The 11,586-nt window shown below is 38.3% G+C and carries 12 protein-coding genes and 4 tRNA genes; all 16 read right to left on the bottom strand.

Annotated features, from left to right (window positions below; genetic code table 11):
- Positions 1-6 precede the first annotated feature (6 nt).
- A complete protein-coding gene (rpoB, locus tag BGO88_RS09490) occupies positions 7-3,819 on the bottom strand; it encodes a DNA-directed RNA polymerase subunit beta (RefSeq protein WP_056069315.1) in 3,813 nt (1,270 codons plus the stop codon).
- Positions 3,820-4,087: 268 nt separating this feature from the next.
- Positions 4,088-4,459 carry a 50S ribosomal protein L7/L12 gene (rplL, locus tag BGO88_RS09485; RefSeq protein ID WP_056069312.1) on the bottom strand — a complete coding sequence of 124 codons (372 nt, stop codon included), beginning with the start codon at positions 4,457-4,459 and terminating at the stop codon, positions 4,088-4,090.
- Positions 4,460-4,511: 52 nt separating this feature from the next.
- Complete coding sequence (gene rplJ / locus BGO88_RS09480; protein ID WP_229563171.1) at positions 4,512-5,012, bottom strand: 50S ribosomal protein L10; 501 nt, start codon at positions 5,010-5,012, stop codon at positions 4,512-4,514.
- 22 nt (positions 5,013-5,034) lie between these two features.
- A complete protein-coding gene (rplA, locus tag BGO88_RS09475) occupies positions 5,035-5,724 on the bottom strand; it encodes a 50S ribosomal protein L1 (RefSeq protein ID WP_056069306.1) in 690 nt (229 codons plus the stop codon).
- 8 nt (positions 5,725-5,732) lie between these two features.
- The gene (gene rplK, locus BGO88_RS09470) at positions 5,733-6,173 is read right to left on the bottom strand and encodes a 50S ribosomal protein L11 (RefSeq protein ID WP_056069304.1); all 441 of its coding nucleotides are present in this window, start codon (positions 6,171-6,173) and stop codon (positions 5,733-5,735) included.
- 68 nt (positions 6,174-6,241) lie between these two features.
- Positions 6,242-6,793, bottom strand: coding sequence for a transcription termination/antitermination protein NusG (nusG, locus tag BGO88_RS09465; protein ID WP_056069301.1), 552 nt, complete (start codon positions 6,791-6,793; stop codon positions 6,242-6,244).
- Positions 6,794-6,802: 9 nt separating this feature from the next.
- A complete protein-coding gene (secE, locus tag BGO88_RS09460) occupies positions 6,803-7,000 on the bottom strand; it encodes a preprotein translocase subunit SecE (protein WP_056069298.1) in 198 nt (65 codons plus the stop codon).
- Positions 7,001-7,015: 15 nt separating this feature from the next.
- Positions 7,016-7,086: transfer RNA gene (locus BGO88_RS09455), tRNA-Trp, on the bottom strand.
- 60 nt (positions 7,087-7,146) lie between these two features.
- Positions 7,147-8,340, bottom strand: a complete 1,194-nt coding sequence (gene tuf, locus BGO88_RS09450; RefSeq protein ID WP_056069295.1) for an elongation factor Tu — start codon at positions 8,338-8,340, stop codon at positions 7,147-7,149.
- A 54-nt stretch (positions 8,341-8,394) separates the two neighbouring features.
- Positions 8,395-8,466: transfer RNA gene (locus tag BGO88_RS09445), tRNA-Thr, on the bottom strand.
- Between the two features lie 86 nt (positions 8,467-8,552).
- Positions 8,553-8,633 (bottom strand) — tRNA-Tyr (locus BGO88_RS09440).
- Positions 8,634-8,667: 34 nt separating this feature from the next.
- Positions 8,668-8,741 (bottom strand) — tRNA-Thr (locus BGO88_RS09435).
- A gap of 91 nt (positions 8,742-8,832) precedes the next feature.
- A complete protein-coding gene (hpf, locus tag BGO88_RS09430) occupies positions 8,833-9,135 on the bottom strand; it encodes a ribosome hibernation-promoting factor, HPF/YfiA family (RefSeq protein WP_056069292.1) in 303 nt (100 codons plus the stop codon).
- Between the two features lie 35 nt (positions 9,136-9,170).
- Positions 9,171-10,067 carry a tyrosine-type recombinase/integrase gene (locus BGO88_RS09425; RefSeq protein WP_286706708.1) on the bottom strand — a complete coding sequence of 299 codons (897 nt, stop codon included), beginning with the start codon at positions 10,065-10,067 and terminating at the stop codon, positions 9,171-9,173.
- 69 nt (positions 10,068-10,136) lie between these two features.
- Positions 10,137-10,331: a 30S ribosomal protein S21 gene (gene rpsU / locus BGO88_RS09420; protein WP_056071364.1), complete on the bottom strand. Its 195-nt coding sequence runs from the start codon at positions 10,329-10,331 to the stop codon at positions 10,137-10,139.
- 74 nt (positions 10,332-10,405) lie between these two features.
- Positions 10,406-11,575 carry an acyl-CoA dehydrogenase family protein gene (locus BGO88_RS09415; protein ID WP_056069287.1) on the bottom strand — a complete coding sequence of 390 codons (1,170 nt, stop codon included), beginning with the start codon at positions 11,573-11,575 and terminating at the stop codon, positions 10,406-10,408.
- Positions 11,576-11,586 lie beyond the last annotated feature (11 nt).

The raw sequence follows: 11,586 nt of genomic DNA, 5'->3' as shown, positions 1-11,586 counted from the left end.
TAAAAACTATTCCTCTAATCTGATGTCTAATCCAAGACCTTTCAATTCGTGCATCAATACGTTGAACGATTCTGGTAATCCTGGTTCTGGCATAGTTTCACCCTTAACGATAGCTTCGTAAGTTTTAGCTCTACCAATAACGTCATCCGATTTAACAGTCAAAATTTCTCTAAGCGTGCTTGATGCACCGTAAGCTTCAAGAGCCCAAACCTCCATCTCTCCAAAACGCTGACCCCCGAATTGAGCTTTACCTCCAAGAGGCTGCTGAGTGATCAACGAGTATGGTCCGATAGAACGTGCGTGCATCTTGTCATCAACCATGTGTCCAAGTTTCAGCATATAGATAACTCCGACAGTTGCTGGCTGGTGGAAACGCTCACCTGTTCCTCCATCATAAAGGTAAGTATGTCCGAATCTTGGGATTCCGGCTTCGTCAGTCAATTTATTGATTTCATCCAAAGAAGCACCGTCGAAGATTGGCGTAGCGAATTTTCTACCCAATTTTTGTCCGGCCCACCCTAGTACTGTTTCATAAATCTGACCGATGTTCATACGTGAAGGTACCCCAAGTGGGTTCAATACGATATCAACTGGTGTTCCGTCTTCCAGGAAAGGCATATCTTCGTGACGAACGATTCTGGCAACAATACCTTTGTTACCGTGACGTCCCGCCATCTTATCCCCTACTTTCAGCTTACGTTTTTTAGCAATGTACACTTTTGCCAATTTCAAGATTCCGGCTGGTAACTCATCTCCAACAGTAATCGTGAATTTCTCTCTACGCAATGCTCCCTGAAGATCGTTTAGCTTAATCTTATAGTTGTGGATCAAGTCGTTAACCATTTTATTGGTTTCGTCATCAGCAACCCACTGTCCTTTGCTTAAGTGTGCAAAATCTTCAACAGCATTTAACATTTTTTGAGTGTATTTCTTACCTTTTGGCAATACTTCTTCACCCAAATCATTCATAACTCCTTGCGAAGTTTTTCCGTTTACGATATTGAAAAGTTTATCAACAAGCTTGTCTTTTAATTCAACAAATTTGGTTTCAAATTCCATTTCAAGAGCGGCCAAATCATCTTTGTCTTTACCTCTCTTACGTTTATCTTTTACCGCTCTCGCGAATAATTTTTTATCAAGAACCACACCATGTAATGAAGGAGAAGCTTTCAATGAAGCGTCTTTTACATCACCAGCCTTATCACCAAAGATTGCTCTTAAAAGTTTTTCTTCCGGTGTTGGGTCTGATTCTCCTTTTGGAGTGATTTTTCCAATCAGGATGTCGCCAGGTTTTACTTCGGCTCCAATTCTGATCATACCATTTTCATCTAAATCTTTGGTAGCTTCTTCTGAAACGTTTGGAATATCGTTCGTTAATTCTTCGTTACCCAGTTTAGTATCTCTAACCTCCAATGAATAATCATCGATATGGATAGAGGTGAAAATGTCATCACGAACTACTTTTTCAGAGATTACGATTGCATCCTCGAAGTTGTACCCTTTCCAAGGCATGAACGCTACTTTAAGGTTTCTACCTAAAGCAAGCTCACCATTTTGAGTTGCATAACCTTCTGAAAGCACCTGCCCTTTAACAACTCTGTCCCCTTTTCTTACGATAGGCTTCAGGTTGATTGAAGTACTCTGGTTGGTTTTTCTGAATTTGATCAAATTATAAGTTTTTTCATCCGGGTCAAAACTTACCATTCTTTCTTCATCAGTTCTGTCATATTTAATAGTGATGATATTAGCATCAACATATTCTACTGTTCCGTCACCTTCTGCATTAATCAAAACTCTGGAATCAGACGCTACCTGTCTTTCAAGACCTGTACCCACGATTGGAGCTTCCGGTCTTAATAGAGGAACCGCCTGACGCATCATGTTTGATCCCATCAACGCACGGTTCGCATCATCATGCTCCAGGAAAGGAATCAAAGATGCAGAAATCGAAGCAATCTGATTAGGCGCAACGTCTGTATAGTGAACAACATTTGGCTCAACAACCGGGAAATCACCTTCTTCACGGGCAATTACCTTATCGGCAGTAATTTGTCCATCATCATTCATTTCGATGTTGGCCTGAGCAATCATCTTACCTTCTTCTTCCTCAGCGCTCAAATAAACCGGTTCAGAAACCAAATCTACTTTTCCATCCGTTACCTTACGGTAAGGTGTTTCGATGAATCCCATTCCGTTTACTTTTGCGTAAACCCCAAGAGAAGAAATCAAACCGATGTTTGGTCCTTCCGGTGTTTCAATCGGACATAAACGTCCGTAGTGCGTATAGTGAACGTCACGAACCTCGAAACCTGCTCTTTCTCTCGAAAGACCACCAGGTCCAAGGGCAGACAATCTTCTTTTGTGTGTAATCTCTGCCAATGGGTTTGTTTGGTCCATGAACTGAGATAACTGGTTTGTTCCAAAGAAAGAGTTAATAACTGATGATAATGTTTTAGCATTAATCAAGTCAATTGGTGTAAACACCTCGTTATCTCTAACGTTCATTCTCTCACGAATGGTTCTTGCCATACGAGCCAAACCAACACCGAATTGAGCTGAAAGCTGCTCTCCTACAGTTCTAACACGACGGTTTGACAAGTGATCGATATCATCAATCTCTGCTTTAGAGTTGATCAACTCGATTAAGTACTTCACAATAGTAATGATATCTTCTTTGGTCAAAACCTGTTTGTCCATTGGGATATCAAGATCTAATTTTTTGTTCATTCTGTAACGACCTACTTCACCTAAGTTGTAACGTTGGTCTGAGAAGAACAATTTATCAATAATGCCACGAGCTGTTTCTTCATCAGGCGGTTCTGCATTACGCAACTGACGGTAGATGTGCTCAACAGCTTCTTTTTCAGAGTTTGTCGGGTCTTTTTGCAAAGTATTGTGGATGATAGCATAATCTCCCTGATTTGCATCTTCCTTATGCAATAAGATAGTTTTTACGTTGGCATCAATGATTTCTTCAACATTATCTTTATCGATAACCGTATCACGATCAAGGATGATTTCGTTACGCTCAATAGATACAACTTCTCCTGTATCCTCATCAACGAAATCTTCATGCCACGTATTCAAAACACGTGCAGCCAATCTTCGGCCGATGTATTTTTTAAGTCCTGTTTTTGATACCTTGATTTCTTCTGCAAGGTCAAAAATTTCAAGAATGTCTTTATCTCTTTCGAAACCAATCGCTCTGAACAGAGTTGTAACTGGTAATTTTTTCTTTCTATCGATATAAGCATACATTACGCTGTTGATATCGGTAGCAAATTCTATCCAGGAACCTTTGAAAGGAATTACTCTGGCAGAATATAATTTGGTTCCATTTGCGTGAAACGATTGTCCAAAGAAAACACCTGGTGATCTGTGTAATTGGGAAACAACAACACGTTCAGCACCATTGATAACAAATGTACCACTTGGCGTCATATAAGGAATTGTTCCAAGATATACATCCTGTACAATAGTTTCAAAATCTTCGTGCTCTGGATCTGTACAATATAGCTTTAGCCTGGCTTTTAAAGGAACGCTATAAGTAAGTCCTCTTTCTATACATTCTTGAATGGTATAACGTGGTGGATCAACAAAGTAATCTAGGAATTCCAATACAAATTGATTTCTTGTATCTGTGATTGGAAAGTTCTCCATGAAGGTATTGTAAAGCCCTTCGTTGCCTCTTTCGTCAGATTTAGTTTCCAGTTGGAAAAAATCCTTAAAAGATTTTACCTGAATATCCAGGAAATCCGGATACTGAGGAATATTTTTTGTCGAGGCAAAATTCAATCTTTCAGTCTGATTTGTTATCATCAATGGACAAAATTTTGATTAAAAAAAAGTAGTTTTTTGTGTAAAACACTGTTTAATTATACTTTTCTTTTTGTAATCAATACATCTTGAAAAATAAAACAGGGAAAATCCGGTTTTGATTTTTTGTCTTCGTATTGATCAAAAACTTTTTCGTATTTTAAACTATTATTATAATAAAACTTGATATAATTTTATTATACGAAAAATGGTTTAGGCCATTGGACGTCTCTGTCCAAGGCCTAAACCTAGTTATTGTAACTTAGTAAGCTTATTTAAGCTCAACTACAGCTCCAGCTTCTTCTAAAGATTTTTTAAGACCTTCAGCCTCGTCTTTAGAAACACCTTCTTTAACGTTTGCAGGAGCAGCGTCAACTAAGTCTTTAGCTTCTTTAAGACCTAAACCTGTAAGTTCTTTTACAGCTTTAACAACAGCTAATTTAGAAGCACCAGCATCTTTCAATACTACAGTGAATTCTGTTTGCTCTTCAGCAGCTGCACCAGCATCACCACCACCAGAAACTACAACAGCAGCTGCAGCTGGTTCGATACCGTACTCTTCTTTTAATATTGTTGCTAAATCGTTAACTTCTTTTACAGTCAAGTTAACTAATTGTTCTGCGAATTGTTTCAAATCTGCCATTTTTTCTATCGTTTAAATGATTTTTTAAATATAATTTATTTGTGCGTACTGATTAAGACTCAGCTCCTTCTTCGTTAGCGAATTGGTTCTTAAGAGCAGAAATAACTCTTTGAGCCGGAGACTGAAGTAATCCGATGATTTCTCCGATAACTTCTTCCTTAGATTTAAGTGAAGCAAGAGAATCTAAAAGGTTATCTCCAATGTAAATTTCATTGTTGATGAATGCCCCTTTAAAAACTGGCTTATCAGATTTTTTACGGAATTCTTTAATGATTTTTGCAGGAGCATTAGCTACGTCTGCAATGAATATAGAAGTGTTTCCTTTCAAAACTCCTGGTAGTTCACCGTAGTTGTTTTCAGAAGCTTCCATAGCTTTTTCAAGCAATGTGTTCTTAACAACTTCCAGTTTGATACCCGCTTTGAAGCAAGCTCTTCTTAAACTTGAAGTAGTTTCTGCATTTAGTCCAGAAATATCTGCTACATAAACAATATTTGTACCAGCTAACTGTGCAGTTAAATCTCCAATCGCGATTGATTTTTCTTCTCTAGTCATACTAAAAATTTTTAACTACCAATTATACCGCTTTAGGATCTAAAGCAATAGCAGGACTCATTGTTGCTGAGATGTGGATACTCTTAATGTAAGTACCTTTCGCTGCAGTTGGTTTCATTTTGATTAATGTTTGAATAATTTCATGCGCATTTTCTGAGATTTGCTCAGCACCGAAAGAAACTCTTCCGATTCCTGCATGAACGATACCAGTCTTGTCAACTTTAAAGTCGATTTTACCTGATTTTACTTCCTGAACTGCTTTTGCAACATCCATAGTAACTGTTCCTGTCTTAGGGTTTGGCATAAGACCTCTTGGTCCTAAGATTCTTCCTAATGGTCCTAGTTTACCCATTACAGCCGGCATAGTGATGATTACATCAACATCTGTCCAACCATCTTTGATTTTTTGCAAATAGTCATCTAAACCTACGTGGTCTGCACCAGCAGCTTTAGCTTCAGCTTCTTTATCTGGAGTAACCAATGCCAAAACTCTGACATCTTTTCCAGTTCCGTGAGGCAATGTTACTACACCTCTAACCATTTGATTTGCTTTTCTTGGATCTACACCCAATTTAACAGCGATATCAACAGACTCATCAAATTTTGCAGAAGCAACTGTCTTGATTAATGCAGAAGCATCTTTCAAAGAATACAGCTTGTTTTTCTCAATTTTTGATGCAGCTTCTTTTTGTTTTTTTGTCAATTTTGCCATGTCTTTTCTTAATTAGAAGGAGCGTCTCCCGTTACAGTTATACCCATAGATCTAGCTGTTCCAGCAATCATGCTCATAGCAGACTCAATTGTGAACGCGTTCAAATCAGCCATCTTGTCCTCAGCGATAGCTCTAATCTGATCCATAGTAACTTTCGCTACTTTTTTACGATTAGGCTCTCCAGAACCAGACTTCAATTTTGCAGCCTCTAATAGTTGAATAGCAGCAGGTGGTGTTTTTACAACGAAGTCGAAAGACTTATCTTTGTAAACAGTAATTTGTACTGGTAACACTTTGCCAGGCTTATCTTGTGTTCTAGCATTAAATTGCTTACAGAACTCCATGATGTTAACCCCAGCAGCACCCAGAGCAGGTCCAACCGGTGGCGATGGATTCGCGGCACCTCCCTTAACTTGTAGTTTAACTACTTTACTAATCTCTTTAGCCATTGTTTAAAAAATTTAACGCATCATCTTGGAAGCGATAGATGCGGTTTTTACTATATGTGTAACAAAAATTATACTTTTTCAACTTGCATAAAACTCAATTCTAATGGCGTCTTTCTACCGAAAATTTTCACCATTACCTCAAGCTTACGCTTTTCTTCATTGATTTTCTCAACAGTTCCGTTGAAACCATTGAAAGGACCATCAACAACCTTAATTGTTTCTCCAACAGTAAAAGGAATAGCATGATTGTCTGTCTTAACAGCCAACTCATCTACTTTTCCTAACATCCTGTTTACCTCAGATTGTCTTAAAGGCACAGGGTCACCCCCTTTAACTTCCCCTAAGAAACCAATAACACTAGTAATAGACTTGATAATATGAGGTATTTCGCCAACAAGATTAGCCTCAATCATTACATAACCAGGAAAATAGACTTTATCTTTGCTGATTTTTTTCCCATCTCTTACCTGTACCACTTTTTCAGTAGGCACAAGCACCTGAGAAATATAATCAGCCATTCCCAATCTGTTGATTTCAGTTTCGATATAAGCTTTGACTTTGTTTTCCTGTCCGCTTACCGCTCTGACCACATACCATTTTTTCACATTATTATCCGCCATCTCAAAAAATTAACCTTTTATCAAATTAAAGAAACCAGCTAATGCTTTTGCGAAAACAACGTCTACTCCCCATGTTGCCAAGGCGAATATTACAGAGAAAACAGCAACTACAATTGTCAAGCGCTGTACTTCTGCCCATTCCGGCCAAGTAACATTATTTTTTAATTCACCGAAAGCTTCGGTTATGTAATTAACAACTTTTGTCATTGTAATTTATTTTTGCACGGGCGGAGGGATTCGAACCCCCATCAACGGTTTTGGAGACCGCTATTCTACCCTTGAACTACGCCCGTTTATTAAAAACCAGCAGAGCAACCCAGAGGCTCTCTGCTGGCTATTTATTTAATAGATAATTAGTCTAAAATTTCAGTTACCTGACCAGCACCAACTGTTCTACCACCCTCACGGATAGCGAAACGTAAACCTACGTTCATAGCAATTGGGCTCAACAAGCTAACTTCGATAGTCAAGTTATCACCTGGCATTACCATCTCTACACCTGCTGGTAAAGCAATAACTCCTGTTACGTCAGTTGTACGTACGTAGAACTGCGGACGGTAGTTATTGTGGAATGGCGTGTGACGACCACCTTCTTCTTTTTTCAAGATATAAACCTCAGCTTTGAATTTAGCGTGTGGCTTAACTGATCCTGGCTTAATAATAACCATACCTCTTTTGATATCAGCTTTATCAATACCTCTCAACAACAAACCTACGTTATCTCCAGCTTCACCTCTGTCAAGGATTTTACGGAACATCTCAACTCCAGTAATTGTAGAAGTCAATTTGTCAGCTCCCATACCGATGATTTCAACAGCATCTCCTGTGTTTGCAACTCCAGTTTCGATACGACCTGTAGCAACAGTTCCACGACCTGTAATTGTAAATACGTCTTCAACTGGCATCAAGAATGGCTTAGCAACGTCACGAACTGGCTCTTCAATCCAGTTGTCAACAGCTTCCATCAATTCCATAATTTTAGGAACCCATGTAGCATCTCCGTTCAATCCACCCAAAGCAGAACCCTGGATAACTGGACCATTATCTCCATCATATTCGTAGAAAGACAACAAGTCTCTGATTTCCATTTCAACTAGCTCTAACAACTCAGCATCATCAACCATATCCACTTTGTTCATGAATACAACGATTCTAGGAATACCTACCTGGCGACCTAAAAGGATGTGCTCACGAGTTTGCGGCATTGGTCCGTCAGTAGCAGCTACAACCAAGATAGCACCGTCCATCTGAGCAGCACCAGTAACCATGTTCTTTACGTAATCCGCGTGACCTGGACAGTCAACGTGTGCGTAGTGACGGTTAGCAGTTTCGTACTCAACGTGTGATGTATTGATCGTAATACCTCTTTCTTTTTCTTCAGGAGCATTATCAATCTGATCGAAAGATTTTGCAGCTGTTTTAGAAAAACCAGCTTCTGCCATTACTTTAGTAATTGCAGCAGTCAATGTAGTTTTTCCGTGATCTACGTGTCCAATTGTACCTATATTTAAGTGCGGTTTGGAACGGTTAAAATTCTCCTTTGCCATTTTACTTAATTTTAATCTTAGTTATATATTAGTGTTCAAATTCTTACTTACTTGAGCCAATGACGGGATTTGAACCCGTGACCTCTTCCTTACCAAGGAAGCACTCTACCCCTGAGCTACACCGGCAGGGAATCCCGATTAGGATTTTCTGATTTAAGGTTTTTGATTTAAGACACAAATCTTAAATCCCAACCCACAAATCATTTTTTTTGTGGGGAGAGCAGGATTCGAACCTGCGAAGGTTTCCCAACGGATTTACAGTCCGTCCTCGTTGGCCGCTTGAGTATCTCCCCTAACCATTTTGTTTTCAATCTAATAAAAGAACTGAGCCGATAGAGGGACTCGAACCCACGACCTGCTGATTACAAATCAGCTGCTCTAGCCAGCTGAGCTACACCGGCAAACTCAATAAAAAAAGTCCGCTATTTCTAACGGACTGCAAATGTATATCATTTTGTTTCTTAATCAAAATATTTTTGAAAAAAAATTATATTATATATGTGTTCTTATCTTTTCTTTTCGTTTCACCAACAACCTCTCTAAAGCTTCAGACGAAAGTTCCACTCCTTCCTCAAATGTTTTACATTGTTTTTTGACAATAAACTCATCTCCGGGAACATGGATTTTTATCTCCACTATCTTATTTTCCTTATCACTCGTTTTTTCCACCTTCAAAAAAACATCTGACGAAACCACTCTGTCATAGTACTTTTCTAACTTATCCAATCTGGCCTGAATGAATGCTACAAGCTTTCCGTCAACATTAAAGTTAACTGCATGAACGTTTACCTTCATAATAATAAAATTTTACATGGTTGAACATTTTTGAATTATTTCTGATTCCGGGGATGTGCATCTCCGTAAACCTTTTTCAGCTCAGCCAAGCTGCTGTGGGTATATATTTGAGTGGATGCCAAACTGGAATGTCCTAATAATTCTTTTACTGAGTTTAAATCTGCCCCGTTATTCAGCATATGAGTCGCAAAGGTATGTCGCAAGACATGCGGACTCTTTTTTACTTTCTCCGAGACATTACTAAAGTACATATTTATTAGTCGATAAACAAGCGAATCGTTTAATTTAACTCCTTTTAACGTAAGAAAGAAAAACTCCCCATCTTTAATCTCTTCCAGACCAGCCCTTTCAGACAAATACAAGCGTATTTGCTCCTGTATCACGGGTAGCATCGGAAGAATCCTCTCTTTATTTCTTTTCCCCAAAACCTTCAGAACACCTTTCGACAAATCTACGTTGGCTACCTTAAGCCCAATCAGTTCCGCCCGACGTATTCCTGTCGTATAAAACAAATCTATAATAAGCTTGTCACGCATTCCTTCAAAACCTTCCGGATAGACAATATAATTCAACACATTATCTAATTCTTTTTCAGAGAAAGGGATTTGTAGTTTTTTTGGCGTTTTTAACGCCTTGTGTTTCAGCAACGGACTTACCTGAATCCGCTTTATTTTTAAAAGGAATTTATAAAATGATTTCAGGGAAGAAATTTTCCTGTTGACCGACGTATTTGAGATACCGGCATCGACCAGGGAAACAATCCAGCTTCGGATCTGACTGTAATTCACATCCTCCAGACTGTCCTGATCAAAATCCTGCTTTAAAAAAGCCTCAAAATCAGACAAATCATTACTGTAGGCCGTAACCGTATGAAGGGAATATTTTTTCTCTTTTTGAAGATAATCCTTAAATGATTCTTTATTATCAAGCATAAAAAAACCGTTAGCATCAAAGGTATTAAACTTTCATGACTAACGGTTTTATCTTGAAGAAAATTAATATTAATTTTCTAATTGATCTCTAAGGCTTTGGATGTAACCAGCTTTTTGGATTTGAGCTCTTCTGACAACAGACGGCTTTATGAAAGCCTGACGTGCTCTTAATTGACGAACTGTTCCAGTTTTATCAAATTTTCTCTTATAGCGCTTTAATGCTCTATCGATATTTTCTCCGTCTTTAATTGGTATAATTAACATAAGTATGACACCTCCTCTCATTAAGGCTGCAAACTTATAAAATAATTATGAATTAAGAATTATAAATTGGAAATTTATTTTACCGCCGGTTTATAATTCTGCTTGTCGATTATTATTTTCGATAAAATTTCTTTTAAAATTTCTGAGGTTCCTCCACCAATCGGACCTAAACGACTATCTCTCAATAAACGCGCCAGAGGATATTCTTCCATATATCCATAACCTCCTAACATTTGCAAACAGCTATAGATTGTTTCATCAGCCACTTTGGTAGATTTCAATTTAGCCATCGAGGCCTCTTTCACCACATATTCTTTTTGGTTTAGCCTGGCAACTGTGGCATAGTTAAATATTTTGCAGTGTTCCACATCTGTCGCATGTTCAACAATGGTGTGTCTTAATGCCTGAAATTTGTCTATCGTTTTTCCAAACGCCTCACGTTCCGACATATACCCTATAGTATATTCAATGGCATATTCAGCTCTCGCATGCGCATTTATTGCCATAATCAATCGTTCGAGTGCAAAATGCTGCATAATATAAGGAAAACCTTTTCCTTCTTCTCCCATAAGATTCTCTTCGGGAATTTCAACATTATCAAATGCAATTTCGGCAGTATCTGAAGCTCTCCATCCTAATTTATCCAGTTTTGTAGTGGCTATCCCTTTTAGATTCGAATCCACTAAAAACATACTTATACCCTTATTGCCCAATTCCGGACTTGTTTTGGCCGCTACTACATAATAATCTGCATAGACACCATTTGTGATAAAAGTTTTTGAGCCATTAATAACATATTTATTACCCTGCTTAACTGCTGTTGTACGCATTCCGGCAACATCGCTTCCTCCAAAAGGCTCTGTAATACACAATGCCCCTATTTTATCTCCTGAAATACTCGTAGCTAAATAATCCTGTTTGATCCTCTCGTCGCCTTCTGCATTTAAGTGCGTCATTGCCAAATAAGCATGAGCCCACATTGCTGCTGCAAAGCCCGAAGATTTAATTTTCTGAAGTTCCTCTAAAAAAACCACAGTATAAAATAAATCCAAATTCATCCCTCCGTAAGCTTCAGGATAATTGATTCCGAAGAAACCCATTTCGCCAAATTTTTTCCAAATAAAACGCTCTATTGTTCCTGTTTTTTCCCATTTTTCAATATGCGGGACCACTTCTTTTTGTAAAAAATCTTGTAGGCTCTTTCTAAATAATTCGTGTTCTTCGGTAAAGTATGTTGAATTCATATATATAATTA

Source organism: Flavobacterium sp. 38-13, from assembly GCF_001899155.1.
GTDB classification, from domain to species: domain Bacteria; phylum Bacteroidota; class Bacteroidia; order Flavobacteriales; family Flavobacteriaceae; genus Flavobacterium; species Flavobacterium lindanitolerans.
Note: the sequence above shows the minus strand (reverse complement) of the source record. Positions and strands in the feature narration are given on the sequence as shown.